This is a genomic window from Burkholderia sp. IMCC1007 (assembly GCF_027257875.1).
In the GTDB taxonomy this organism is placed as follows: Bacteria; Pseudomonadota; Gammaproteobacteria; order Burkholderiales; family Burkholderiaceae; genus Burkholderia.
This window is the reverse complement of the sequence record NZ_JAPVQY010000026.1, coordinates 72,797-99,082: the sequence shown is the minus strand read 5'-3', so window position 1 is coordinate 99,082 and position 26,286 is coordinate 72,797. Positions and strand designations below refer to the sequence as shown.

The 26,286-nt window shown below is 65.1% G+C and carries 17 protein-coding genes and 1 pseudogene; 6 read left to right on the top strand and 12 right to left on the bottom strand.

Annotation, left to right across the window (positions count from 1 at the left end):
- The 5 genes from O1Q03_RS22020 to O1Q03_RS22000 form a co-directional block, all read right to left on the bottom strand.
- Positions 1 to 822: DUF6708 domain-containing protein (locus O1Q03_RS22020; protein ID WP_269506087.1), on the bottom strand; the 822-nt coding region annotated here is incomplete at its 3' end.
- 4 nt (positions 823 to 826) lie between these two features.
- On the bottom strand, positions 827 to 1,690 hold the full coding sequence (locus O1Q03_RS22015; protein ID WP_269506086.1) for a hypothetical protein: 864 nt from the start codon (positions 1,688 to 1,690) through the stop codon (positions 827 to 829).
- Positions 1,691 to 1,694: 4 nt separating this feature from the next.
- Positions 1,695 to 4,727, bottom strand: coding sequence for a T6SS effector BTH_I2691 family protein (locus O1Q03_RS22010; RefSeq protein WP_269506085.1), 3,033 nt, complete (start codon positions 4,725 to 4,727; stop codon positions 1,695 to 1,697).
- A 1-nt stretch (position 4,728) separates the two neighbouring features.
- The gene (locus O1Q03_RS22005; protein ID WP_269506084.1) at positions 4,729 to 5,673 is read right to left on the bottom strand and encodes a DUF4123 domain-containing protein; all 945 of its coding nucleotides are present in this window, start codon (positions 5,671 to 5,673) and stop codon (positions 4,729 to 4,731) included.
- Positions 5,670 to 7,796: a type VI secretion system Vgr family protein gene (locus tag O1Q03_RS22000; RefSeq protein ID WP_269506083.1), complete on the bottom strand. Its 2,127-nt coding sequence runs from the start codon at positions 7,794 to 7,796 to the stop codon at positions 5,670 to 5,672. Before O1Q03_RS22000 ends, O1Q03_RS22005 begins: the two co-directional genes overlap by 4 nt.
- Positions 7,797 to 7,978: 182 nt before the next feature.
- Here O1Q03_RS22000 and O1Q03_RS21995 point away from each other — a divergent pair.
- Positions 7,979 to 8,173: pseudogene (locus O1Q03_RS21995) on the top strand (IS5/IS1182 family transposase); the annotation flags it as partial.
- Between the two features lie 268 nt (positions 8,174 to 8,441).
- On the opposite strand, the gene O1Q03_RS21990 reads toward O1Q03_RS21995, so the two are convergent.
- The 5 genes from O1Q03_RS21990 to apbC form a co-directional block, all read right to left on the bottom strand.
- Entirely contained in the window at positions 8,442 to 9,272 is an 831-nt protein-coding gene (locus O1Q03_RS21990; protein WP_269506082.1) for a lysozyme inhibitor LprI family protein, read from the bottom strand.
- The gene (locus tag O1Q03_RS21985) at positions 9,272 to 11,551 is read right to left on the bottom strand and encodes an arginine/lysine/ornithine decarboxylase (protein ID WP_269506081.1); all 2,280 of its coding nucleotides are present in this window, start codon (positions 11,549 to 11,551) and stop codon (positions 9,272 to 9,274) included. Before O1Q03_RS21985 ends, O1Q03_RS21990 begins: the two co-directional genes overlap by 1 nt.
- 81 nt (positions 11,552 to 11,632) lie before the next feature.
- Positions 11,633 to 12,202 carry a dCTP deaminase gene (dcd, locus tag O1Q03_RS21980; protein ID WP_006398615.1) on the bottom strand — a complete coding sequence of 190 codons (570 nt, stop codon included), beginning with the start codon at positions 12,200 to 12,202 and terminating at the stop codon, positions 11,633 to 11,635.
- Between the two features lie 268 nt (positions 12,203 to 12,470).
- A complete protein-coding gene (gene sodC / locus O1Q03_RS21975; protein WP_269506080.1) occupies positions 12,471 to 13,007 on the bottom strand; it encodes a superoxide dismutase [Cu-Zn] in 537 nt (178 codons plus the stop codon).
- Between the two features lie 133 nt (positions 13,008 to 13,140).
- Positions 13,141 to 14,232: an iron-sulfur cluster carrier protein ApbC gene (gene apbC, locus O1Q03_RS21970; RefSeq protein ID WP_269506079.1), complete on the bottom strand. Its 1,092-nt coding sequence runs from the start codon at positions 14,230 to 14,232 to the stop codon at positions 13,141 to 13,143.
- Between the two features lie 355 nt (positions 14,233 to 14,587).
- Here apbC and O1Q03_RS21965 point away from each other — a divergent pair, with 355 nt between their 5' ends.
- Both O1Q03_RS21965 and metG read left to right on the top strand, forming a co-directional pair.
- Positions 14,588 to 15,229 (top strand): OmpA family protein, encoded by a 642-nt coding sequence (locus O1Q03_RS21965; protein WP_014896346.1) that lies wholly within the window; start codon positions 14,588 to 14,590, stop codon positions 15,227 to 15,229.
- 374 nt (positions 15,230 to 15,603) lie between these two features.
- Entirely contained in the window at positions 15,604 to 17,766 is a 2,163-nt protein-coding gene (metG, locus tag O1Q03_RS21960; RefSeq protein ID WP_269506076.1) for a methionine--tRNA ligase, read from the top strand.
- Positions 17,767 to 17,960: 194 nt separating this feature from the next.
- On the opposite strand, the gene O1Q03_RS21955 is transcribed toward metG, so the two are convergent.
- A complete protein-coding gene (locus O1Q03_RS21955) occupies positions 17,961 to 22,040 on the bottom strand; it encodes a translocation/assembly module TamB domain-containing protein (RefSeq protein ID WP_269506074.1) in 4,080 nt (1,359 codons plus the stop codon).
- Positions 22,041 to 22,068: 28 nt separating this feature from the next.
- Entirely contained in the window at positions 22,069 to 23,898 is a 1,830-nt protein-coding gene (locus tag O1Q03_RS21950) for an autotransporter assembly complex protein TamA (RefSeq protein ID WP_269506072.1), read from the bottom strand.
- A 245-nt stretch (positions 23,899 to 24,143) separates the two neighbouring features.
- Here O1Q03_RS21950 and O1Q03_RS21945 point away from each other — a divergent pair, with 245 nt between their 5' ends.
- The 3 genes from O1Q03_RS21945 (at position 24,144) to panC (ending at position 26,284) form a co-directional block, all read left to right on the top strand.
- The gene (locus O1Q03_RS21945; RefSeq protein ID WP_044849219.1) at positions 24,144 to 24,332 is read left to right on the top strand and encodes a DUF3460 family protein; all 189 of its coding nucleotides are present in this window, start codon (positions 24,144 to 24,146) and stop codon (positions 24,330 to 24,332) included.
- Between the two features lie 4 nt (positions 24,333 to 24,336).
- The gene (locus tag O1Q03_RS21940; RefSeq protein ID WP_269506071.1) at positions 24,337 to 25,209 is read left to right on the top strand and encodes a segregation and condensation protein A; all 873 of its coding nucleotides are present in this window, start codon (positions 24,337 to 24,339) and stop codon (positions 25,207 to 25,209) included.
- Positions 25,210 to 25,444: 235 nt separating this feature from the next.
- Positions 25,445 to 26,284, top strand: a complete 840-nt coding sequence (gene panC / locus O1Q03_RS21935) for a pantoate--beta-alanine ligase (RefSeq protein ID WP_269506070.1) — start codon at positions 25,445 to 25,447, stop codon at positions 26,282 to 26,284.
- Positions 26,285 to 26,286: the final 2 nt, after the last annotated feature.

Genomic DNA, 26,286 nt, shown 5'->3' with positions numbered 1-26,286 from the left:
GCTCCGCACGTTGAACAGCCGGCAAACGGCGTACCAACACAAGGCCGAGAACAGGTTGTAAGGGAAGAGAATCAGCCACATCGGCAGCAGCCAGTTCTTCTTGCCCTGCCACTCGCCAAGCTCACCGCTGCGCCACGGCGCGTAGTGGCGCCAGGCTTCGGCCGGGGTCAGGCAAATGCGGTGCAACGGCACGTACCACCAGTTGCGTTCGCCAGGCGGCGGCAACTGGTCCGGTCCCTGCTCCATGAACTGACGGATGTATTCCCACACCTGGGCGATGTAGCGCGGATCCGGATCGTTAGGCGCGTTACTGTCGACCCACAGGACGGTGCGATTCTTCTCTTCGCCGGGTGCCGGGCGTGGGCCAAAGGCCAACGCATAGCTCGTGCTGAAGGAGCGGCCGCCAAATTCCGTGCGTGAAAATACACCACCCTCGGTCTGCGCCCAGTCAAAGGTGATCAGGGTCTTGTTGCGCTGATAATAAATCTTTCGGGTCGTGCGATTAAAATAGAAGTTCGACAGTCGTTTGATTAAAAAAATACGATACCCGGTAAAAGCAGCCGTGAAAATACTGAAAATCATGGCGCAAGCCAGAAGTGTCCAAAACAGAATATCGAAAGTCTTTTGCTCCATTAGGACCCGACAAAGATACCCGAGCATCGGGATGTTAAGGGATGTATACATTTTGCCCGCGAACACCGAATCTGCTATCCAAGGGTTGCGCAGGCACAGCTCATCCCGGTCGACACTGACCAATTGATCTCGGATATTCGGGACCAAGCCAGTACGTACCCGACTCGAAAACTGCCAGTCAATCGCCATGAGTTCAGCCCCTCGCCGCCTGCAGCGCTTCCGCTGGCGGTGGTGTGCTCCGCACGTTGAACAGCCGGCAAACGGCGTACCAACACAAGGCCGAGAACAGGTTGTAAGGGAAGAGAATCAGCCACATCGGCAGCAGCCAGTTCTTCTTGCCCTGCCACTCACCAAGCTCACCGCTGCGCCACGGCGCGTAGTGGCGCCAGGCTTCGGCCGGGGTCAGGCAAATGCGGTGCAACGGCACGTACCACCAGTTGCGTTCGCCAGGCGGCGGCAACTGGTCCGGTCCCTGCTCCATGAACTGACGGATGTATTCCCACACCTGGGCGATGTAGCGCGGATCCGGATCGTTAGGCGCGTTACTGTCGACCCACAGGACGGTGCGATTCTTCTCTTCGCCGGGTGCCGGGCGTGGGCCAAAGGCCAACGCATAGCTCGTGCTGAAGGAGCGGCCGCCAAATTCCGTGCGTGAAAATACACCACCCTCGGTCTGCGCCCAGTCAAAGTTGATCAGGATCTTGTTGCGCTGATAATAAATCTTTCGGGCCGTACGATTAAAGTAAAAATCGGATATTCTTTTGATGAGAAAAATTCTACGCCAAACGATGAAGCCCACAAACACTGGAAAAGTAAAAATTATTGCGTAGATCAACAACAAGAACTCATCAATATCACCATTCAATAATAAAATCAATGTAATCATAAAAACGAAGATAGAAGTCATGGAAATATACATCTTCGCCATAAACACCGAATCAGCGACCCACGGATTACGCAGACATAATATGACTCGATCAACGCTTATCAGTTGGTCACGGATGGCCGAAGCTTCGCCGCTTTTTGCCTGACGGAAAAACTTCCATACAATCGCCATTAGGTCAGCGCTCCAGTTCGAATTGGGCGGCGGCATCTGCACCTTCGTCCAATCCTTGATTGGGCTTGTAATCGACATTCAAGGCCAGCTTGTAGATCTCCGTCGTGACTTCTCGCTTGAAATTAAGCACTAGGCCACCAGCAACAAGGTAACAGGTTGGCGTGCCGGCGATTCGTTCGCCATTTTTTCCAGAGCCATGCTTATTATTTAGGAACGCGGACCAGTTGCTTTGCCCCATGATGTACCCGCGCAACAGCACGGTGAACTCTACTTCAGTTGCGAGCATCGGAGTCTGGTTCGAGGTAATCGCCCCCCAGATCGGGGGCGACCAAGCCAACAAGTTGCGGTGCCACGTACTGTCGAGGCCTTTCAGGCCGAGAGACTTCGCATCACTGTCGGTCAACAGCACCGGGGCATAGTAGCTGGCATACCACGCTTTGATTTCTTCGTTGACGCCACCGAGATATGGCGGCAGCCTCTTATCAGGTCCCAACACAATGCCGGGGCGTTGTTCGCCATCGTTCTCGCGCTTGCCAAAGATACCCCGCGCCGCCCAGAGTTCAATGGGGCTATGAATGCGAGCGTATGCTTTGGATTGGAGGTAAGCGCCAGTGGAAAGCACACCGGCACCAACAAGCACAACGGCCGCGGCGGCCCAGCCAGCAACGGGAATTACCGACGTTGTGCCTGCAATCGCCATCCCACCCTCTAGAATTGCAGCGCTTCCAAGCATAACAAGCAAACCGCCTCCGGCTGTGTAGGCGGCGGCTATTTCATCCCCGTTTCTGGATTGCCTTTGAACCTTACCTATATCCGACGCAAATCCTGCCAAAATCGCCGGATATCCCACCAACCTACTAAACAAATTACCGGTGACGAATCTCGTCACTCCGTTACCGAATGCGATGCCGGGCGCGCTGGCGGTATAGCGCAGCACAAGGATCTTATAGACTGACCTCGCGCTCGCTCCCGTTGCGACCACGGCCCCGATCACAGCAAAAATCGCGGAAACAAAGGCCGCCGCATACTCAAACGACGGGTCGCTACGCAAGCTGGCGTAAGCGCTTTTGAGCGCGATCACGTTGAAGTAAAGCATGGCGACGTTCAACGCACCGCCAACGCTCGTGGTCAACAGCGAAGCGACGTTGGGACGCACCCGCCTCATCAACGTCGCTTCGACAGTCACCTTGCGGCTACCACTGACACGCACGCGCTTGATCTCTTCGAAGTCCGCCATACCAGACTTCACGAACTGCTCGATCTCCTTGGTGAGAGGATCAGCGAGAGACTTGGTATTGGTAACGTTATAGCGCGCACCTAGCAACCCGAGGGCCTTCTCAGCGTTGGCCTCACTCGCTGCGGCAAGCACCTGCTGGCGCAGATTGCGGCTGGCGTCCCAACGCGCCTTGCCCTTCATGCGTTTGAGCGTCACGGTAGTCACCGCTTCAGCCGTAAGATCGGTGATGCCGGCAGCAGCCGGAAAGCGCCCGGCCAGGCCCTCGATGACGCCGTCGCCAGCGCCCAGCAACACGCCCACGGCGTCCGCCTTGTCCTTGAAGGGATTGAAGGGAGCCAGCGCGAGGTACAACGGACTGTCGTGCTTGTCCAGCCATGCACTGAGGCGCTTGAAGCGCGGGTCGTCATCCTCGGTACCCGGCAGGCTCTGGCCCATCGGGTGAATCATGAGCGCCAACGAGGCTTCCAACCCACCCGCAGAAGATTGCTCGTTTCGATCATAGGATGCCAACGCGGCGGCCAAGCTGGTAGGCTCATCGCGATGCTCCGGCTCGGCCGTCGCCAACCAGTTATCGTGATCGGTGCAGGCCTGCAACGCAGTATTCAGATGGCTACGCAACTGCGCTGCGTGCTGGTCACGCTCGGCCAGAAAGGCTTGGTACTTGACGGTGTCGATGCGCTTGCCCAAGCGTCCGCCGACCGGTGACACGCCTTCATCGGTAAGCACTTCATACCGTCGTTGCGATGGACTGAGCTGGCGTGGTGGGCCCCCGCGTTGTTTGCGCTGTTGCTCGTCACGTAGTTTGGCCAAGGTATCCGGCGCAGGTTTGTTTGCGGGATACATGCTTTGCAGCGTCTGCTCAAGCAACGTCGCGATCAAATTCTTGTGGTGATAATCCTTGCTCTTGGCGCTCAAGTTCTCCACGTCGAGACGGAAGCAAGCCGGAATGCTGTACGCGTGGCCCTGATCCGTCTCATTGCCTTGGTTCGTTGCACTTCCGCCCCGGGGTACGGGCGAAATATCGCGCAGTTGATGCTGATACGCGGCAACGGATAAACCGAGATCCAGACTGATGCCTTCGGCGTCGTTGAGCACCACCACGACCGGCACGCGTGGCCGGGTAAAGCGGTAGTTGTTGGCTTGTGCCAAAAAGGTGCTCAGGCTCAGGTTGTCCTTGCTGTGATGGCTACTCCAGTCGAGGGGAAGGCGCTGGTCGCGCGGCTTGAAGTCTTCCACCCAGGAACTCACGGCGGTGGCAGGCAGCACATGCTGCTGACGCGAAGGCGACTGCTCTCCCGACGTCAGTTCGGCCATGTCTAGCTGGCGCATGTGGCGCTTACGCATCGCCAGGTCGCTCGTAATGTGGGTGGTCATGGCATTGGTCCACAAGTGTGGGCTATAGCCGATCCAGACTTCCTTGGCGGTGTCAGGGCTGGTATCAGCCCAGACCCAGCCCATACTGCTCCCGGTTTTGTAGCGATCCCTGCGATGGTACTGCTCCAGGCCGCGATATTTCAGTTCCTTGTAGTGACCCTCGCCGTCATATTCGTGGATAACCAGTTGTTGGCCACGCCCCCCTTTCATGAAAATGTAGACGTAGCCCGGACGCAATGCACGCAGGGTATAGGCAGAACGCGCGAGCGGCTTGAAGCCTTTTTCCAATGCAAATCCGGCGTCGGTATAACGATAGAGTGGCGCCTTGTCGTCGCGCGGCACGATGGCGTAACGAATTGGCAAGATAGGTACACGCGAACTGCATGAGGGGGCAGAAACCGCGCTGCCGGCAGCGGGATTCGTCATCTCAAGATTCCTTATCTTTCACTAAGGCCGCGAGCAGATGCAGACGCGCCTGCGGCGATTCGGTAAGGTCATTCAGGATTGCACTGGCTTGCCTGCTCTCGAGCAACCAGGGATGACGTGCCACCAGATCGACATAGTGCGTGGCAACCTCGTCATCCGTGATGTAAAGCCGTTCAGCCACCTCCAACAACTGAGTGGTCCACGTGCGGATTTCGTCGAGTGAGCGATGTGCGTGCTGCGGCAGTGCCTGTACGTCGTAGCTGCGGCTAAGCAGAAAGTGCTCGCAGGTGTTGGCATCGAAGCGGTCCAGTTCATGCGAACGCAAGACGAACGGCTCAGCAGTGCTATCGCGAGCGGCTGTAGCTTCGTGATCCATGCGCATCCACGCCCGAACCGGGCCCCAATGGGTGCACCAAAGCAGGCTCGCCATGGGACCGAGCCAATCATCGCGCTGGTCCTGGTCCAGAGCATCAAGCCACCCGATGAGGTGATGAGGTTCAATGTCGAGATGCGCCCGGCTCCCGTCCGGCAGGCTGATCTGCACGAGACTGCGGAGATGATCGGCGAGCGAGTCCAGGTCCGCCTCAGCGCCGATCACAACGGCACCGCCAATGGGTGCCCATTCCGCCAGCGCATGCTGTAGCAGAGTCGGCTGATGGGTGGCGTCCACCAGCAGGGGGCCCTGGTCATAAATGTCATCAAGCGAGCCGCGCTGCCAGATCCAGGCACGATGCGGCAGGGAATCCCATTCCTGGACCAAATCCAGTACCCCCGGTGCATACGCAGGGCGCCATACCCCCTCTTGCGGCGGCGGGCGGAAAGCCCAGTTCTGCAACGTAATAGTGAAGAGCAAAAGATGACGAAAGGAGCTATCGGGTAACGCTTCATCCGCACGAAGATTTTGGCGCTGCCACGTGAGCAACGGCGACACCGGTACGTCGATCATTTCGCTCGACCTCGCAGGCAGGTGCAATCGGCCAGCGGGCAAGTACCATCCGGGCGGCGACCGCACAGCCGATCAACCGGCTTGCCCGAGGCCGGAGCGCCTTTAAGAGCAAACGGATTGCTGGCTCCCCCGCTTTGCTGGGTCATCGGCCCTTTGATGCGAATCGCGACGCCATCCAGCGTGATGCCTCCTTGGTCGATGCGCACAGTACCGCCCGGCCCCTTGACGACGACCTTCTCGGATGCACGGATTTCGTAGATCTTGGTGCGATGCTGAATGGCTTGTCCCGCTTCGACTTCTACTCGCCCTTGCACCCGCTGTTCATAGTGGCCGCCGATATCCACCGTGTGGTTGGCGACGGTCTTGTCTCGGCGGTGGTTGCCCACCTCTTCGGTGCGATCCTTGCCCGTCGTGATGGTGTGATTGCGACCGATCGTCAGGAAGTCGTCCTGGCCAATGTCATGCCGACGGTCCTGACCGATCGTGACCTGCTCGTCGTGGCCCACCGTTTCCTTCCGATCGTTGCCGATGACGATTGTTTCGTCGTGCTCGATCTGTTCACTGCGGTCATTGCCGACGAACGTGGTTTCGTCGTGGTTGACGTGGATGTTCTGGTCGCGCTGCGCGTGAACATAGATTTCCTCCTGCCCGGCCTCATCCTCGAAGCGCAGTTCGTTGAACCCGTCTCCCTTGTGCGTCTGACTTTTGATCGTCATCCGCGTCTTGTGCCTGGGCAACTCGTACGGCGGTAATTGCAGGCGGTTGTATGCCCTCCCCAGGATGAACGGCTGGTCCACGTCGCCATCCAGGTAGCCGACGATGACTTCCTGTCCGATGCGCGGGATCGCCATATGGCCCCACAGCGCACCCGCCCAGTTCTGCGCGACCTGAATCCAGCACGAACTGTGTTCGTCGTATCGGCCCTGACGATCCCATGGGAACTGCACCTTCACCCGGCCATATTCATCGGTGTAAATCTCTTCGCCTTCCGGCCCGACCACGGTGGCCGGCTGCGGACCGTCGATACGTGGGCGCGGCAACGGCTCGGCCCGCCATTCGGTGTCGTCCGGCACCAGCACCGCCTCGTAGCGGTAGTGGGTGCCCTGTTGCGCGTCGGCACTGTCCTCGGCCTGGCTCGTGAACTGCTTGCCGTGATGGACCATATTGACCGGGCGCCAACTTCGGTTCATGTCTTCGCGCGGGTGGCCGGTGAGTTCGAAGGCGATGCCCGGTTGCAGGCGGGCGTCGTCGCCGCTCACCCGTGCGATACGCGCATCGCGCCGGTGGCCGCGCAAACGGTCCTGGGTGAACGCGTTGCCGCTGCCTTCGTGCTTGTAGCGGCCCGGGTAGTCGTAGCGCGTGTAGCCGCGACCTTGATGATCGAGATCGGTGCCGTCGCGCGGATACTCGTGATTGAAACGAGGATTCTTGAACGTGTAGTCGCGCTGCACCTGACGCGCGGTGCGCACGTTTTCCGTGTAGGCGAAGGCATGCAGGCTGGGCTGCGGCTGATCACCACCCGGCGTCGGGTTGTACAGCACCGGCTCGCCCGTCTGCCGCTCCAGGATGAACAAGCGGTCGCTATGAATCAGGCGATGACCGTCGACGCGATGCTGGAACGCATAGAGGAAACCTTCCTCGCGCAAGATGCGTTCGACAAAATCGTAGTCGGTGTCACCGGCCTGTACGCAATACTCGCGCGGCAAGTGTTCGTTGGTGATGCGCTGCTCATAGTCCAACGTCAGGCCGTGCGCCTTGAGCACCGCGCTCGCGATCTCGGTGACGTTGAGCGTCTGGAAGATGCGCCAGTCCGACGACAGCTTCAGGCGCGCCAGACGCGGTTCCATCACGGCCGAGTAACGCGTGCGCCGGAAGCCGGTGTCCCCCTGCTCGAACGACGACACCGTGCCATGCACGTAGCGCACCGGCCGGGCGCCTTGCCAGATCGTCAGCAGGCCGTTGTGGTCGAGCACCTGAGCGAAGTCGATCGCGGCGTTGCGGCTGGCCAGTTCGACCTCCAACAGGAAGGTCTCGGACAACCCCTCATGCAGCGTGAACTCGACGACCTCGAACGACTCGTCGCCAACGGTGAAGGTAAAGCGCAGATCGGATTGGATAGCCATAGTCGGGCTGCTCGCTGAATGCCAAGCAGCAACGATTGACTATTGCGAAATCGATGTCTATTGGACGAATCCGAAAGTAGAGTGCCTTGGCGACTGCTTTCGGATGAAACGTTGCCGGGTATTCACGTTTGAGGCCGGAGCACCGGATTCCCATCCGAGAATCTGCGCGAGATTGCGATCGTTGGCGCAGGTCAGCATTCGACGGTTTTTCAGGCGGCGTGCGGGATTGCTTGTGCGAGTTACTGCTTGCAGAGTTGCGCGCAGCGAATCAGATCGACTTCGCACGCGCCGCCGTCGATTCATCATCGATTCGTGCGTTAGGCCAGCCCAAAAACCGGGCCAATCCTGCCGATCGCGCGGCCGCAGGTTCCAAGCATCTTCGGCGAGCCCGCTAGTCTTTTTGAAGCTGTCTCTAAGAGAGGGAGAGGTTGATCATTCACTGAATGATCAACGATTTGACCGAGCCCGAGCCGCATCGTCGGGCGGGCACATGCCATTCCGGGCACATGCCATTCCGAGCGCCGTCCAATAGCACGGGCCTGCCAGCAAAATAGCGCATGTCCAGCCAAGGGGCTACCGCACGTCTATCAAGACGCACGCACGATACCGACGGCAATCCGCAGCCTGAACCGCGCCGTTGCGCCGCTACTTGTTCCCACCCGTCTCCGACAACCGCTTCATCGTCGCGATGCGCGCGCCGATCAGGTCGACGCGCCCGTCCTCGCCGACGAGCGGCGCCGTCGCATCGCGGAACGCCACCCACGCGCGCTGCGCGCGCACGAGCGTTGCGGCCGAATGCGCGGGCATCTTGCGACGCAGCTTCTGGTAATACCGATTCAGGTCGAATACCGCGTGCTCGCACGCAGCATCCTGCACGCACGGCCGCACACGCTGGATCGCGGGATCGCGCGCGGCGTTCGCCGGCTTGCCGCCGGCTGCCGCCGCAGCGCCTTGCACCACGCCCGTGCCGCCCTGCGTACCGCTCGTCGCCGCGACCGGCACAGCAGCCGGCGGCGGCGCATACCGGTCGGCCGCCGCGCGCAACGCAAGCGCGCGATCGCGTACCGGCTGCAACTGCATGTCGGCGCTCGACATCGCATACGACGTGCCGCGCGTCGTGTCGTACACGGCCGTCAGCAGCTGCAGTTCATCCTTGCGCCACGTGACCCATCGGCGCTGACTGTCCTGCCAGCCGCGCTTCGCGTCGGCCGGCGCATCAGTCGACAGGCGCTGGTATGCGCCGTCCATCACGGCCTGCCACTGCTGCTGCGCTTCGCCCATGCACTGGATCTGGCCGGCCGTCGACGACCGGTCGCGCCGCGCGAGACACTGCCGCATCGCGACGTCGATCGGGTCGGCAGCGGCGACTTCGGCATGCGCGACCGTCACGCCCGCTGGCCCCGCCGACCACGCCGCCCAGGCAACGAGCGCGGTCGCCGCCGCGCGCATCGTCCGGATTCGTCCACGCGTCGCCATCAGTCGCGCACGCAGTCGACGAAGTATTCGACGCGGCCGTTCACCTCTTCCGCGACGAGGCCGTGGATGTCGGTGTGGAAGCCCGGGAAACGCTCGTTGAAGTCGCGCGCGAACCGCAGGTAGTTCACGATCGTCTTGTTGAAGCGCTCGCCCGGGATCAGCAGCGGGATGCCCGGCGGGTACGGCGTGAGCAGGATGCTCGTCACGCGGCCTTCGAGCTCGTCGAGCGGCACGCGGTCGATCTTGCGGTGCGCGAGCTTCGCGAACGCATCCGACGGCTTCATCGCCGGTTCCATGTCCGACAGGTACATCTCGGTCGTCAGGCGGGCGATGTCGTTCGCGCGGTACACGTCGTGGATCTGCGTGCACAGGTCGCGCAGGCCGACGCGCTCGTAGCGCGGATGCTGCGCGACGAATTCCGGCAGCACGCGCCACAGCGGCTGATTGTTGTCGTAGTCGTCCTTGAACTGCTGCAGCTCGGTCACCATCGAGTTCCAGCGGCCCTTCGTGATGCCGATCGTGAACATGATGAAGAATGAGTACAGGCCGGTCTTCTCGACGATGATCCCGTGCTCGGCCAGGTACTTCGTGACGATCGCGGCCGGAATGCCCGTCTCGCCGAACTCGCCGTCGACGTCGAGCCCCGGCGTGATGATCGTCGCCTTGATCGGGTCGAGCATGTTGAAGCCTTCCGCGAGCGGGCCGAAGCCGTGCCAGTGGTCGTTCGGCTTCAGCATCCAGTCTTCGCGCGAACCGATGCCTTCTTCCGACAGCTGATCCGGGCCCCACACGCTGAAGAACCAGTCGTCGCCGTATTCGGCGTCGACCTTGCGCATCGCGCGGCGGAAGTCGATCGCCTCGGCGATCGATTCCTCGACGAGCGCGGTGCCGCCCGGCGGCTCCATCATCGCGGCCGCGACGTCGCACGACGCGATGATCGCGTACTGCGGGCTCGTCGACGTGTGCATCAGGTACGCCTCGTTGAAGCGGTGCTTGTCGAACGTGCGGTTCTCCGAATCCTGCACGACGATCTGCGACGCCTGCGAGATGCCCGCGAGCAGCTTGTGCGTCGAGTGCGTCGCGAACACGAGCGCGCCCGTGCGCGGACGGCCGTCGCCGATCGCGTGCATGTCGCGGTAGAACGGGTGGAACGTGGCGTGCGGCAGCCACGCTTCGTCGAAGTGCAGCGTGTCGAGCAGGTCGCCGAGCAGGTCCTTGATCATCTCGACGTTGTAGACGACGCCGTCGTACGTGCTCTGCGTGATCGTCAGGATGCGCGGCTTCAGGTCCGGGTTCTGGCGCATCGCCTCGCGCGCGAACGGGTTCGCCTCGATCTTCTTGCGAATGTTCTCCGGCTTGAATTCGTCGCGCGGGATCGGCCCGATGATGCCGAAGTGGTTGCGCGTCGGCGTGAGGAACACGGGGATCGCGCCCGTCATCGTGATCGCGTGCAGGATCGACTTGTGGCAGTTGCGGTCGACCAGCACGATGTCACCGGGCGCAACCGTCGCGTGCCAGACGATCTTGTTCGACGTCGACGTGCCGTTGGTCACGAAGAACAGGTGATCGGCGCTGAAGATGCGCGCCGCGTTGCGCTCGGACGCCGCGACCGGCCCCGTGTGATCGAGCAGCTGGCCGAGTTCATCGACCGCGTTGCACACGTCCGCGCGCAGCATGTTCTCGCCGAAGAACTGGTGGAACATCTGGCCCAGCGGGTTCTTCAGGAACGCGACGCCGCCCGAGTGGCCCGGGCAGTGCCACGAGTACGAGCCTTCGTCCGCGTACTTGACGAGTTCCTTGAAGAACGGCGGCGCGAGCGAGTCGAGATAGACCTTCGCCTCGCGGATGATGTGGCGCGCGACGAACTCCGGCGTGTCCTCGAACATGTGGATGAAGCCGTGCAACTCGCGCAGGATGTCGTTCGGCAGATGGCGCGACGTGCGCGTCTCGCCGTACAGGAAGATCGGGATGTCCGCGTTGCGGCGGCGCACTTCGGTGACGAACGCGCGCAGCTCGATGATCGCGGTCGCGAGTTCCGGCAGCTCGCCGTCCGGGCCGGTTTCGCCGAGCATGAGTTCGTCGTCGTCGATCGACAGGATGAAGCACGACGCGCGGCTCGATTGCTGCGCGAACGACGTCAGATCGCCGTAGCTCGTGAGACCGAGGACTTCGACGCCCTCCTTCTCGATCGCTTCGGCCAACGCCCGGATGCCGGAGCCCGAGATGTTCTCGGAGCGGAAATCTTCGTCGATGATGACGACGGGAAAACGAAACTTCATGGGCGATTCTCCAAAAAGAACGACCGCGGCGCGTCACGCGCAGCGGTCACCCGGAAACTGGTGAGACGTTATGCAACCAGATCAGGTTTTCGGCAGCGTGACACCGCGCTGACCCTGATACTTGCCGCCGCGATCGGCGTACGACACGTCGCACACCTCGTCGCTTTCGAAGAAGAGCACCTGCGCGACGCCTTCGTTCGCGTAGATCTTCGCGGGCAACGGCGTGGTGTTCGAGAATTCCAGCGTGACGTAGCCTTCCCACTCGGGTTCGAACGGCGTCACGTTGACGATGATCCCGCAGCGCGCGTAGGTCGACTTGCCGAGGCAGACGGTCAGCACGGTGCGCGGGATGCGGAAATATTCGACGGTGCGGGCCAGCGCGAACGAGTTCGGCGGGATGATGCACACGTCGCCCTTGAAATCGACAAACGAACCCTCGTCGAAGTTCTTCGGATCGACGATCGTCGAATTGATGTTCGTGAAGATCTTGAATTCGTCCGCGCAGCGGATGTCGTAGCCGTAGCTCGACGTGCCGTAGCTGACGATCCTGCGACCGTCCTCGGACGCGCGAACCTGATCGGGCACGAACGGCTCGATCATCTTGTGCTCTTCGGCCATGCGCCGAATCCACTTGTCGGACTTGATGCTCATGCCTGCCTCCGCCGGGCCGTCCCAAGGGCGTAGCAGGGAATTCGCAGAGCATCGCTCTGCGCCTGCGCAGCCGGCCGGCTTTGCAAAGCCGGCCGTGGGCGGCAGGCCGTCCCCTCGGGGGACAGCGAACGAAGTGAGCGTTGGGGTCGTTTCATAACAGGGCGCCTGGAAACGCTGCGTGACAGTCGGGTGGGGGCCGCTCCCGCGAGGTAGCGACCCAGAAAGGCGCACATTTTACGCGATCATCGGCTCGCGCACGCAGCAGCCGTCAACGGATCACGCCGCACGCGAGCGCAGGCCCCGCGCCATGCTGCGGAAACGCGGGATCGCTCGACTCGCGATGGACCAGCACCGCACGGCTCAGCGCGGAGCGCACGCCATCGAGGGCCAGATCCGGAGCCACAATGAAACCGGCCGCGACGCCGTTCGCATCCGCATGGATGTTGCCGAGATCGCCGGCGACGCGCGCGCCCGCGCGCAGCCGGTCGGCGGCCGGCGCGAACACCTGGCCGGCGCTCGAGCCGTCGCCCGCGTTGCAGTCGCCGCGTTCGTGCACCTGCAGCGCGTGATCGCTGTTCGGCGGCAGGCCGACCAGGTTGTAGGTGACCTGGACGCCGTCCGGGCGCTCGACGAACGTCACCGCGCCGCGCGTCTGCGAGCCGACGGTCGGCTGCAACTGCGCGTCGGCACGCTTTTCGTGCGACGAGGAAAAAGAGGTACAGCCGGCCAGCAGGCCCAGCGCGGCGGCGGCCAGCAGCGCGCGCCGCGCGCGGCCGGCGCGCACGCCGTGATGTCGTTGGTTCATTCGATCCTCATGCCGGCTGGCGGCCGTTCGACACGGCGGCCATGCCGGGCGGGTAAAGGGACCCGGTAAAAGTCGCCATGATACCGCGCCTCGCGGCGCCGTAAACAGCGTGAGGCCCCGCCCCGCAAGGGTTTTACGTATTTTGAACAACGATCGACGGGAACTTCGACGTCATGTCGCGCGAGCGCTCGGCGATCGCGAGCGCCACGCCGCGCGCGATGTCGCGGTAACGCCGCGCCAGCGCACCGTCGGGTTCGGCCGCGACCGTCGGCGTGCCACTGTCCGCACGCTCGCGGATCGCGATGTCGAGCGGCAGGCTGCCGAGCACGTTCACATCGTAGTCCTTCGCCATCCGCTCGGCGCCGCCGGCGCCGAAGATGTGCTCTTCGTGGCCGCAGTTCGAGCAGATGTGGATGCTCATGTTCTCGACGATCCCGAGGATCGGAATCCCGACCTTCTCGAACATCTTCAAGCCCTTCTTCGCATCGAGCAACGCGATGTCCTGCGGCGTCGTCACGATCACGGCGCCCGTCACCGGCACGCGCTGCGCGAGCGTGAGCTGGATGTCGCCGGTGCCCGGCGGCATGTCGACGATCAGGTAGTCGAGCTCGCGCCAGTTGGTCTGGCGCAGCAGCTGCTCGAGCGCGGACGTCGCCATCGGGCCGCGCCACACCATCGGGTTGTCTTCCTCGATCAGGAACCCGATCGAGTTCGCCTGCAGGCCGTGGCCGACGAGCGGGTTCATCGACTGATTATCGGGCGACTCGGGGCGCTGGCCGTGAATGCCGAGCATCGTCGGCAGCGACGGGCCGTAGATGTCGGCGTCGAGAATGCCGACCGATGCGCCTTCCGCGGCGAGCGCGAGCGCCAGGTTCACGGCCGTCGTGCTCTTGCCGACGCCGCCCTTGCCCGATGCGACCGCGACGATGTTCTTCACGTTCGGCAGCAGCTTCACGCCGCGCTGCACCGTGTGCGCGACGATCTCCTGCGACACGGCGACGCGCGCATCGCGCACGCCCGCCACGCCCTTCAGCGCAGCGGCGATGCGCGCGCGCACGTCGTCGTGCTGGCTGCGTGCGGGATAGCCGAGCACCACGTCGACCGCCACGGCGTCGCCGTCGATCGCGACGTTGCGCACGCCCTTGTTCGCCGCGTACGGACGGCCGGTATTGGGGTCGACGACAGCCGCCAGTGCGGCGTCGACTTGTGCCCGGTCAATGCTCATCGAAACTCCGTGAAATCGTTTTTTCCCCGCGCAAACGTCAAGAAATATCAAATAACGCTGCGAAAAGCGGGAAAAGTGAAAGAATCTGTTGCACGCCATTGCGCGAACGCGCGCGGCGGAGCAATCTTCGCGTGCGGCATGCTATGGGGCCAAATCGGCCGCCAACCGCCTATATTGTAGAGGCTGACGCGTCGCCCTGTCCGAACAGCCACGCTGGCGAACAGGGCATGCGGCCGCCTCCGCGGCTGCCGCGCGCGCGGGCCCGCCCACCTTTTTCGGGCGGTCCGTGCAGGGAGCCGTAACTGTTGTTTGTCATTGTTGTCGACTCGTTCAAACCAAGAGAGAGGAATCCAAGATGAACATGAAAATCGCGACTCGCCTGTCCGTCTTCGCACTCGCCGGCGCACTGCTCGCAGGCTGCGCCACGCAGCAAGGCAACAACGCGGCCGTCGGCACCGGCACGGGTGCGGCGCTGGGCGCGGGCATCGGCGCACTGGCCGGTGGCGGCAAGGGCGCGGCGATCGGCGCGGGCGTCGGCGCACTGGTCGGCGGCGTGACGGGTTACAACTGGCAGGCGATCAAGAACAAGCTCGCGCCGTCGGCAGCCAAGACGGGCACGCAGGTGACCGAGCAGCCGGACGGCTCGCTGAAGCTGAACGTGCCGAGCTCGGTCACGTTCGCGACCAACCAGTACGCGATCACGCCGGCCTTCACGCCGCTGCTGAACGACCTGGCGACGACGCTGAACCAGAACCCGCAGGTGACGGCTTCGGTCGTCGGCTACACCGACAGCACGGGTTCGCAGCAGCTGAACCAGACGCTGTCGCAGAACCGTGCGCAGAGCGTCGTGAACGCGCTGGTGCAGCGCGGCGTCGCCGGCGGCCGCCTGGCGGCACAGGGCATGGGCCCGTCGAACCCGATCGCGGACAACGCGACCGAAGCCGGCCGCGCGCAAAACCGCCGCGTCGAAATCTACCTGCGCGCCGCGCAGCAGTAAGCATCGCGACGAGGGGAAACGGGGCCGCGCATCGCGCACAGCCCCGCCCCGCAAGGCTTTCCGCGGGATCCGTAACAAATCGAAAAAAATTTCGAACTTCTGTCGCGACCCGCGGTCTGTCTTTACGGTACGCGGCTGGCGCTGCCGGCGCGTCACCATTCTCCTCTTGTCGTTGTTGCTCCGGGGCCGTATCCGCCCCGGTTTTTTTTGCCCGAAAAACGCGTGCGGCACCGCAGCATAACGCCGCCGCGCACGTCCGCCCGACGCTCCCGCCCGTTGCGCCGCCCCGTCCGCGGCACCGCCCCCGACTGACCTGCGCGCGCCCCTGCTAGAATCGCAGTTTCCGTCGTTTCCGCCGTTCTTCTACCGATCCTATGTCCGCATCCGACCTCACCTCCGTGCAGGCTGCGGCGCCGCAAGGCAGCCGCCAGATCCTCGTTACGTCCGCACTGCCCTATGCCAACGGGCAGATCCACATCGGCCACCTGGTCGAGTACATCCAGACCGACATCTGGGTGCGGACGCTGCGAATGCACGGCCACGAGGTCTACTACATCGGCGCCGACGACACGCACGGCACGCCGGTCATGCTGCGCGCGGAGAAGGAAGGCCTCACGCCGAAGCAGCTGATCGACCGCGTCTGGGCCGAGCACAAGCGCGACTTCGACAGCTTCGGCGTGTCGTTCGACAACTTCTACTCGACCGATTCGGACGAGAACCGCGTGCTGAGCGAGAAGATCTACCTCGCGCTGAAGGAAAACGACCTGATCGCCGAGCGCGAGATCGAGCAGGCGTACGACCCGGTCAAGGAAATGTTCCTGCCGGACCGCTTCATCAAGGGCGAGTGCCCGAAGTGCCACGCGAAGGACCAGTACGGCGACAACTGCGAAGTGTGCGGCTCGACCTACCTGCCGACCGAACTGCTGAACCCGTACTCGGTCGTGTCCGGCGCGACGCCGGTGCGCAAGAAGTCGACGCACTACTTCTTCCGCCTGTCCGACCCGCGCTGCGAGTCGTTCCTGCGCGAATGGGTGAGCGGCCTCGCGCAGCCCGAAGCCACCAACAAGATGCGCGAATGGCTCGGCGACGCCGGCGAAGCCAAGCTCGCCGACTGGGACATCTCGCGCGACGCGCCGTACTTCGGCTTCGAGATTCCGGGCGCGCCCGGCAAGTACTTCTACGTGTGGCTCGACGCGCCGGTCGGCTACTACGCGAGCTTCAAGAACCTGTGCGACCGCAAGGGCATCGACTTCGACGCGTGGATCCGCGCGGGCTCGACCGCCGAGCAGTACCACTTCATCGGCAAGGACATCCTGTATTTCCACACGCTGTTCTGGCCGGCGATGCTCGAGTTCTCGGGCCATCGCACGCCGACCAACGTGTTCGCGCACGGCTTCCTGACGGTCGACGGCGCGAAGATGTCGAAGTCGCGCGGCACGTTCATCACCGCGCAGAGCTACATCGACACGGGCCTGAACCCCGAATGGCTGCGCTACTACTTCGCCGCGAAGCTGAACGCGACGATGGAAGACCTCGACCTGAACCTCGAAGACTTCCAGGCCCGCGTGAACAGCGACCTGGTCGGCAAGTACGTGAACATCGCGAGCCGCGCGGCGGGCTTCCTGATCAAGCGTTTCGACGGCCGCGTGCAGGACAGCGCGATGAATCATCCGCTCGTCGCGAAGCTGCGCGACGCGATTCCGGGCATCGCCGCGCACTACGAAGCGCGCGAATACGGCCGCGCGCTGCGCCACACGATGGAGCTCGCGGACGAAGTGAACGCGTACGTCGACGGCGCGAAGCCGTGGGAACTCGCGAAGGATCCGGCCAATGCGGTCGCGCTGCACGAAACCTGCAGCGTGAGCCTGGAGGCGTTCCGCCTGCTGTCGCTCGCACTGAAGCCGGTGATGCCGCGTGTCGCCGAATCGGTCGAGGCGTTCTTCGGGATCGCGCCGCTCACGTGGGCCGATGCCGCGAAGCCGCTGTCGTCGGCACAGCCGATCAAGGCGTACCAGCACCTGATGACGCGCGTCGACGCGAAGCAGATCGACGCGCTCCTCGCCGCGAACCGCGATTCGCTGCAGGCCGACGCCGCCGGCGCCGCTGCTGCGGGTGCCAACGCCGCCAAGGACGCCAAGGACGCGAAAAACGCCAAGGCGAACGCCAAGCCGGCGGCCGCGAACGGCGCCGACGACGGCCCGATCTCGATCGACGATTTCGCGAAGGTCGACCTGCGCATCGCGAAGATCGTCGCGTGCCAGGCCGTCGAAGGGTCGGACAAGCTGCTGCAGCTCACGCTCGACATCGGCGAGGAAAAGACCCGCAACGTGTTCTCGGGCATCAAATCCGCATACCAGCCCGAGCAGCTCGTCGGCAAGCTGACGGTGATGGTCGCGAACCTCGCGCCGCGCAAGATGAAGTTCGGGCTGTCCGAAGGGATGGTGCTCGCCGCGTCGGCAGCCGACGAGAAGGCAGAACCGGGCCTGTACATCCTCGAGCCGCACAGCGGCGCGAAGCCCGGCATGCGCGTGAAGTAAGCGCACGCGGCTGCCTGCCAGACCAAACCCCGCACGTTTCGTGCGGGGTTTTTTTCATGCCGCGGCGCGGAGATGCTCTGCCCGGCGTGGCGGGCGTGGCCCGCGCCGCGACGCAGACTGCCGCGCGCGACGCGGGCGGCCCATTCACGCCATGCGTGACGAGCGTGCCCTACTTCGGCTGCGCCGGCCCTGCGTCAACGCTGCCCGAACCAGCGATCGAAACGCCGCGTGTAGTTCAGGTCGACGCCCTCGAACGTGCCGCCATACGCGGACACCGACCAGAAGCGCGTCAGGTTGATCGTCGCCTTGAACGCGTTGCTGGCCGATTGCAGCCCTTGCTCGTAGCCGAGCACGAAGCGCTCGTTGATCGCCTTCGAAATCTGCACGACCTGCGAATCGGTCAGGCCGACGTCGCTGCGGCCGATCGAGAATTCGTCGAGACCGATGCTCTGCGCGACGCGCTTGCCGGTTGCACTGCCGAGCAGCGCGAGCGCAGCCGTCATCGCGTTCTGCTGGCCGACGTTGTTGCCCTGGTCGGTGCCGTGGCCGAACAGCAGCCACGACAGCTTCTCGTTGTCGGTCACGTTAGGCTCGGACACGAGCTTGACCGTCGGCGACTGGATCGTGCCGACGACCTGCACGCCGGCCTCGACCTCCTGGTTGCGCCGCATCGCGAGGATGTTGATGCCCGGATTCGACACCGGGCCGTTGAACGTGAAGAAGCCGTTCTCGACCGCGAGCTTGCGGCCGAACGACGTATACGTCGACCCTTCCGTCACGCGTACGTTGCCGACGGCGCGCAGCGGCACGCCCGGCGCGCTCATCACGGTGATCGTGCCGCGCAGCCCGAGATCCGCGCCGTGACCCTTGAAGCGGAAGTCGTTGCCGAGGCCGATGTCGATGTTCGCGCGCGGCGCGAGCGACGGCGCCGGCTTGTCGGCGACCTTCTGCGGCTTCGCGGCCGCGGTACCCGTCTGCACGTCGCCGCGCACCGTGCCGTCCGGGCGCACGATCACGACGTCGTCGGACAGATGCGGCGCCGACTGCTCGGGCAGGTCGAACAGCGCGCGATCGACGACGAACTTGCCGTCGATCGACAGCGCACCGCGCGGCCCGTCGTTCGCGACGGTCGCCTTGCCCGACAGCGACAGCTTGCGGTCCGGCGCCGCGAACAGCTCGAGCTTGTCCGCGACGATGCTCGCGGTCAGGTCCGGCGCCTCGCCATCCAGCCGCACGCGCCCGATCGCGCGCAGCGTGCCGTCGCCGCCGTGGAATTCGACCTGCTGGAATTCGACGAGGTTCTCCGCGAGCTTCACGCGCACGATGCCGTCCTTCAGCTGCACGCCCTGGTCGACCAGCGTCGCCGACAGGTCGTCGCCCGTCAGCATCCCGGACACGTTCGGCTTGACCGGCGTCCCCGCGATCGTCAGGTTCAGCGCCGCGCGTCCGCCGAGCAGATAGCTCGGCCCGAACAGGTTGCCGGTCGCCTTCAGCGACGGGATGTCGGCGTCGATGCGGCCCGACAGCGGGCCGTCGTCGACGACGCCGAACACGCCGTCGCGCAGCGCGAACGGCACGAGCACGTTGGCGTCGAGCTTGCCGATCCGGTTCGCCTTCGCGAGCGCCACCACGTTGAGCCGATTGCCGGGGACGAAGCTCGCGCGCGCGGACAGGTCGGTCAGCCCGAGCGACGCGATCCCGCGCCCGGTCTCGATCGTCACGTCGCCGCCGCGCCGCTTCACCTGCACGTAGCCGGTCGCGTTCGCGCCGAGCGAGAAGTCCCAGTCGGCATCGAGCACGACGTCGGTGCGCACCGGCGGCCGCTGGCCCGTGAGTTCCTGGCGGATCTCGAGGAAACGCGCGACCGATGCATCGCGCACGGTGCCGGCCGAGCGCATCTGGCCGTGATCGAACACGAACGACTTCAGGTCGATCGCCGCGCCTTCGAGCGTGAGCCGGGTCGCGCCGAGCGTCACGCGGCCGGTGCCGGCCGACACCGCGAGCGGCGACTGCAGGGCGACCGACGGCGTGCCGCGATTCGCGAGACGCGTGACGGTGCCGTCCCAGCGCATCCCGTCGCGGCTCTCGACCACGCCGCCGTTCGCCGCGAGCGTCAGGTCGATCACGCGGCCGCCGGCCATCCCGAGCGCCGACGCATCGAGCGTGTGTTTCGCGCGCGTGCCGTCGAGGTTCGCGCGCAGCGATTTCAACTGCAGCGAGCCGAGCGCGATGTCGGTGGCATCGGCCGTGAACACGAGCGCGCCGTTCGCGCCGTCGCGGATGTCGGCGCGGCCCTGTGCGACGCCGATGCGGTTCGAACCGATCACGACGTGCTGCGCCTTGTAGGTAGCCGTCACGTTCGGATGCGCGAAGCTGCCGGTCAGGTCGCCCTGCGCCTGCACGAGCCCCTGCATGCCGAAGCCGAGCCGGTCGAGCTCCGGCGCGTCGACGACGAAGCGAAGCCGGTCGCCGGGTGCGCCGAAACTGCCGCGCAGATCGAGGTGGTTGCCCGCGATCGACAGCGTCGCATTGCTCGGCAGGATCCGCGTGCCGGCGAGCTGCACGACGCCGGCGCCGGTCAGCGGCACGCCGTCGTACAGACTGTCGCCGAGCTTGAAGGTCGCCTTCGTCGACAGCTGCGGCGCGAACGCGCCCGATGCCGTCAGCGTGCCCGACACGCGCGTCTCGCCGTGCTTGGCCGGTGTCTTCACCGGCTTTGCAGCCGGCGTTGCAGCCGGTCCGGCAGCGACTTTCGCAGCCGGCTTGCCGCCAGCGGCCTTCGGTGCGCTCATCGTGGCGAGCAGCAGCGGATCGAACGCGGTCAGCGTCGCCTTCGCGTCGTAGCTCGAGTGCGCATCGTGACGGAACACGCCGGTCAGGTCGATCCGGCCCTTGCCCGCCGTCACGCGCGCGTCGCTCAGCACCGTCTGCTCGTGCGTCAGCGCGACCTTCGCGCGTGCGCCGAGCGCGAGCTTCGGGTCGTTCACGTTGAAGTCGACGGTCGTCACGTCGCCCGCGAGCGTCACGCCGAGCGGGCCGCCCAGGCGCATCGGCCGCAATGCGGCGACGAACGCATTGAGGTCGAGGTTCGCGACCTTCAGGTCGAAGCGCCCCTTGCCGCCGGTCAGCGTGCCGCTGCCGGCCACGCTGCCGTCGCGGATCAGTTTGAGCGTGAGGCCATCGATCCGCTGCGCGTGCGCGTCGAGGTTCACGGTCGCATGCGCGTCGACGACCGGCAGCAGATGCTCGCCAAGCGTACCGGGTTTCGCGTTGACGATCGACACCGGCCCGGTCACGGCAAAGCCCTTCGCCGGTACGGCGCCGGCCGGCGCGGTCGCGGGCGCGAGTTCCGCGCGCACCGCGAGATCGGCGGCCGGCGCGCCGGGCGAGATCGCCTGCGGATTCACGTGATCGAACACGAGCGATGCGCGCGTGAGCGGCACCGCGCCGAACGGCGCGGCCTCGACGTGCGCGCGCCCGTTCAGCTTCATCCCGCTCGCGATGACGTCCGCGACGAGCGCTTCGAGCGAACCCGACACGTTCGCGCTTGCGTTCACCGGTTCGTTGGAGAATTTGCCCGCATAGGTCGCATCGCCCTTCAGCGCGAACGGCTTCACGCCGTCGAGCTTCACGCGTGCGGTCAGCGCGCCGTATGGCGTGTCGACGCCATCGAGCAGGAGTTCGTGGTGACGGCCGTCGCTGCGGCCGTTCAGCGCGAGATGATCGAGCTGCGTCGTCGACGCGCCTTCGTGGATCGCCAGATGATCGACGCGCAGGTCGTCGATCCGCAATTGCAGCGGCAGGCTCAGGTCCTGCGGCGCCGTGGCCGGCTTCGACGGCCCCGGCACGATGCGCACGTCGATCGTGCCCGCGCGCAGGTACGCGACCGACAGCCGCCACGGCGCGCGGGTCAGCGCCCAGCGGCCGTCGAGCCGGTCGATCCGCACTTCGGTACCGGCGCCGCCGGGGCTCGTCCACGCGAAACCGCGCAGCCGCACGCCGGTCGCGAGCGCGCCGCCTTCCAGCGTGCCGGTGAGCCGCCCGCCCAGCACGCGCACGGCCGTCTGCCACGCGAGCCGCGTGCCGCGCTCGGAGGTCGCGGCGGCCAGCAGGAGCCCGACGGCCAGCACCGCGAGCAGCACGACCGTCACGAGCGTCCACGCGACGATCCGGCCCGCTCGGCCGCGCCGCCGCGCGCGCGGCGGCACGTCCGGTGCGCGTTCGGGCGAGTCCGGATCGTCTGGCGGCGGCGTGTCGTTCGGGTCCTTCGTCATGCGGTTCGTCGTGGGTCGGGCAACAAGGTCAGAAAGCGATGCCGAGCGTCAGGTACGGCCGCACGGTGCGGTTGCGCAGCCCGTACGCGACGTCGACGTTGATCGGGCCGACGGGGCTGCGCCAGCGCGCGCCAATGCCGACGCCCGGGTAGAACACCCGCTCGCCCCACGCATCGGTCGCGGTGCCGATGTCGAAGAACGTCGCGGCGCCCCAGTCGTGATTGAACCAGTGCTGGTATTCGGCGGTGCCGGTCATCAGGTACTTGGTCGGCAGCACGGAGCCGTCGACGTTGTTGCCGATGCTCTGGTAGCCGTAGCCGCGCACCGAGTTGGAGCCGCCCGCGCGGAACAGCAGCGACGCCGGCACGCCGGTCGAGCTGCCGCTCGTGAACACGCCTCCCAGCTCCGCGCGGAACACGAACAGGTCGCGCCGGCCGATCGGCACGTACTGCTGGCCGCGCGCGTAACCGCGGATGAAGGTCTGGTCGGTCAGCACGCCCCTGATCGCGAAGCCGGCTTCCGCGTGGATCAGGTTGCCGGAGCGCGGGAACAGCGGATCGTCGACGTTGCGGCGCGTCCACGACCACTGCGGCACCAGCGCGCGGCTCGTGGTGGGGCCGGCGCCGTTCTGGTCGAGCCGGTCCTGGTAGTACATCAGCGAATACGCATAGTCGATGAACTGACCGGTTCGCGTGCGCTGCACGCCGACCCGCGCGCTGTAGATGCGCGTGTCCGACACGTTGGTGTTCGTGTACGACGCGAGCACGCTGTTGGTCCAGCCTTTCTGGCCCGGTGGCATCGACAGCTGGATCTGGCCGTACTGCTGGATCTGGTCGATCCGGCCCGACACGGTGAGCGGCCACGCCGCGCCGAACGTATTGAGGTACGTGTACGAGCCCTGCACGTGCGGGCCGGTGTCGGTCGCATAGCCGACGCCGCCGCGAATGCTGTTGTACGGAAACTCGCTGACCTTCACGTGCACGGGCGTGCGCTCGGGCTTCGACGTATCGTCGCCGACGTCGATCGCGACGCTCGCGTAGTACGGCGTGTTCTGCAGCTGCCGTTGCAGTTCGGTAATCCGCCGCGCGTCGTAGATCTCGCCTTCCGACAGCGGATTGACGTTGGTGACGATCTTCTCGGGATAGCGGCGCACGCCGTCGACGTCGACCTTGCCGATCGTAAACGTCGGGCCGCTGTCGAACGTGACGGCCAGCGTCGCGCGCTGCGTGCGCGGATCGATGCGCGCCTCCGACGACGTGATCTTCGCGCCCAGGTAGCGGCGCGACTGCAGTTGCTTGAGCGCCGCGCCCTTCGCGCCGTCCCAGTCGGACTGCGTGAACGGGTCGCCGGGCTTCAGCGAGAACGCGAACCGGGTCGCGGCCTCCTGCTTCGGATCCTCGGTATCCACCGGCCCCTTGAACGTCAGGTCGACCGTCGACACGATGGTCTGCGGCCCCGGATCGACCGCGACGCGCACGTCGCGCCTGCCGTTGTGCGTGCGCACGTCGGTGCGCACGATCGGCGAGAAATAGCCGGCGGTCGCGGTCAGGTCGCGCACCTGCTGCGGCGTGGCGGTCACGAGGAAGTCGAACTGGTCGTCGCTGATGTCGTCGCGCTTCGCGAAGCGCGCAATATCGAGATGGGCCTTCAGCAGCTTGCGGATCGAGCGCGGCGCGTCGATGTCGACGTCGTACTTCGCGTAGGCCGGCAGCGCGACGAACGCGGCGACGCAACCGACGAGGGCCGCCCGCGCCGCGGCCAGGGCCACGGCCGCTTCGCGGCGTCGTCCGCGCGGGCGCGCGGTGCGCCGCCCCGCGTCATGCGCCGTGTGTGCTTGCTGGTTCGCCTGACCCGCCAAATATGACCTCGCCCTCGGTTGTCGTGTTTTCGTGGAAAACCCTGTATTTGACCACAGGGCGACGGCCATGCCAGCGCGGGCGCCGCTTTGACGCATCAGCGCAACGCGGCCCGTGCCCGGGCCCGCCGGGCGCCGACCCGCGGATTCGACGCGCGATTGGCGCCGGCTGTTCCCCGCGATGCGGTAAAATCCTGCATTCGCAGAATCCGGCGCCTCCTGCGCCGCCCGAAACGGAAAGCCAAGCCATGCCGTATCAGTCCGACGTCACGCAGTTCCTGAACCAGCTCAAGCAGCAGAAGCCGACGCTCGAGGAAGAGCAGCGCAAGGGCCGTTCCCTGCTGTGGGACAAGCAGCCGATCGACCTCGACGAGCGCGCCGAGCAGCAGGAATCGCGCGTGAAGCAAACGTCCTACGTCTACTACCAGAACTTCTGACGACGTGAGCGCCGCCGACGAGGCCAGCGCCGCCCGGCAGGACGACGCGATTGCCGCGCCCGCGGGCGCCGATTCGACGCCCGACACGGTCGACGGTGTCGCGGCGTTCGCTCGCCTGTACGGCGAGCCGCTCTTCAAGCTGCCGCAGGATCTGTACATCCCGCCCGATGCGCTCGAGGTGTTCCTCGAGACGTTCGAAGGCCCGCTCGACCTGTTGCTGTACCTGATCCGCAAGCAGAACTTCAACGTGCTCGACATCCCGATGGCGCAGGTCACCGCGCAATATCTGGGCTACGTCGACCAGATCCGCACGTCGAACCTCGAGCTGGCCGCCGAATACCTGCTGATGGCCGCGATGCTCATCGAGATCAAGTCGCGGATGCTGCTGCCGGTCAAGAAGGCCGACACCGGCGAGGAAGCCGAGGATCCGCGCGCGGAACTCGTGCGCCGCCTGCTCGAATACGAGCAGATGAAGCTCGCCGCGCAACGCCTCGATCAATTGCCGCAACTCGGGCGCGACTTCCTGCGCGCCGAAGTCTACATCGAGCAGAGCATCACGCCGCGCTTTCCCGACGTCGATGCCGACGACCTGCGCGCCGCGTGGGCCGACGTGCTCAAGCGCGCGAAGCTCGTCCAGCACCACAAGATCTCCCGCGAGGAGCTGTCGGTGCGCGAACACATGAGCCTGATCCTGCGCAAGCTGCAGAACGCGCGCTTCATGGAGTTCGCCGATCTGTTCGACACGTCGCGCGGCGTGCCGGTCGTCGTCGTGAACTTCATCGCGATGCTCGAGCTCGCGCGCGAATCGCTCGTCGAGATCACGCAGCCCGAACCGTTCGCACCGATCTACGTGCGCCTCGCGTACCTGCCCGCTTAAAGCCCCACCACGCCACCTGATTCCGCCGTGTGCGCGCTGCTGCTGCGCGCGCCGCCGGCGGTGCGCCCGATTAAAAAGTGAACGATCGTTCTTTTTTCGATGCGTCCGGCGGCCAAATCCTCTACAATCCGCCGACGCCCGATGCGCGGCCCGCGCGCCGGCGTTCTCCGCTTCGACCCCGACGCCGCAGCCGCGGCGCCAACGCGCGCATGCGCGAGGAACCCGCTACCCGATCATGAAAGTCATCAGCTCGATCCAGGAACTGCGCGACCAGTTGCGCGGACAGAACCGCACGGCGTTCGTGCCGACGATGGGCAACCTGCACGAAGGGCACCTGTCGCTGATGCGCCTCGCGCGCCAGCACGGCGACCCTGTCGTGGCGAGCATCTTCGTCAACCGGCTGCAGTTCGGCCCGAACGAGGATTTCGACAAATATCCGCGCACGCTGCAGGACGATATCGAGAAGCTGCAGAAGGAAAACGTCTACGTGCTGTTCGCGCCGACCGAGCGCGACATGTATCCGGAGCCGCAGGAGTACCGCGTGCTGCCGCCGGACGACCTCGGCGGGATTCTCGAGGGCGAGTTCCGTCCCGGTTTCTTCACCGGCGTGTGCACGGTCGTCACGAAGCTGATGTCGTGCGTGCAGCCGCGCGTCGCGGTGTTCGGCAAGAAGGATTACCAGCAGCTGATGATCGTGCGCCGCATGTGCCAGCAGCTCGCGCTGCCGGTCGAGATCATCGCGGCCGAAACGGTGCGCGACGAGGACGGCCTCGCGCTGTCGTCACGCAACCGCTACCTGACGCCCGACGAGCGCCGGGAAGCGCCCGAACTCGCGAAGACGCTGCAGCGGATGCGCGACAGCGTGCTCGGCGGCGAACGCGACCTCGGCAAGCTCGAGCAGAGCGCGCACACGCACCTGGCCGAGCGCGGCTGGGCGCCCGACTACATCTCGATCCGCCGGCGCGCGAACCTGATCGCGCCGAGCGCCGCCGAACTCGAAGGCGGCGAGCCGCTCGTCGTGCTCGCGGCCGCCAAGCTCGGCGCGACGCGCCTCATCGACAACCTGGAAATCTGACG

Bases quoted from the DNA above. Each gene is read 5' to 3' on its own strand.
- metG (WP_269506076.1), top strand. From the start codon at position 15,604: ATGTCCGCATCCGACCTCACCTCCGTGCAGGCTGCGGCGCCGCAAGGC.
- O1Q03_RS21990 (WP_269506082.1), bottom strand. From the start codon at position 9,272: ATGGCGACGCGTGGACGAATCCGGACGATGCGCGCGGCGGCGACCGCG.
- O1Q03_RS22015 (WP_269506086.1), bottom strand. From the start codon at position 1,690: ATGGCGATTGTATGGAAGTTTTTCCGTCAGGCAAAAAGCGGCGAAGCT.
- apbC (WP_269506079.1), bottom strand. From the start codon at position 14,232: ATGAGCATTGACCGGGCACAAGTCGACGCCGCACTGGCGGCTGTCGTC.
- O1Q03_RS21955 (WP_269506074.1), bottom strand. From the start codon at position 22,040: ATGACGAAGGACCCGAACGACACGCCGCCGCCAGACGATCCGGACTCG.
- O1Q03_RS21945 (WP_044849219.1), top strand. From the start codon at position 24,144: ATGCCGTATCAGTCCGACGTCACGCAGTTCCTGAACCAGCTCAAGCAG.
- sodC (WP_269506080.1), bottom strand. From the start codon at position 13,007: ATGAACCAACGACATCACGGCGTGCGCGCCGGCCGCGCGCGGCGCGCG.
- O1Q03_RS21985 (WP_269506081.1), bottom strand. From the start codon at position 11,551: ATGAAGTTTCGTTTTCCCGTCGTCATCATCGACGAAGATTTCCGCTCC.
- O1Q03_RS22010 (WP_269506085.1), bottom strand. From the start codon at position 4,727: ATGACGAATCCCGCTGCCGGCAGCGCGGTTTCTGCCCCCTCATGCAGT.
- dcd (WP_006398615.1), bottom strand. From the start codon at position 12,202: ATGAGCATCAAGTCCGACAAGTGGATTCGGCGCATGGCCGAAGAGCAC.
- O1Q03_RS22000 (WP_269506083.1), bottom strand. From the start codon at position 7,796: ATGGCTATCCAATCCGATCTGCGCTTTACCTTCACCGTTGGCGACGAG.
- O1Q03_RS22005 (WP_269506084.1), bottom strand. From the start codon at position 5,673: ATGATCGACGTACCGGTGTCGCCGTTGCTCACGTGGCAGCGCCAAAAT.
- O1Q03_RS21965 (WP_014896346.1), top strand. From the start codon at position 14,588: ATGAACATGAAAATCGCGACTCGCCTGTCCGTCTTCGCACTCGCCGGC.
- panC (WP_269506070.1), top strand. From the start codon at position 25,445: ATGAAAGTCATCAGCTCGATCCAGGAACTGCGCGACCAGTTGCGCGGA.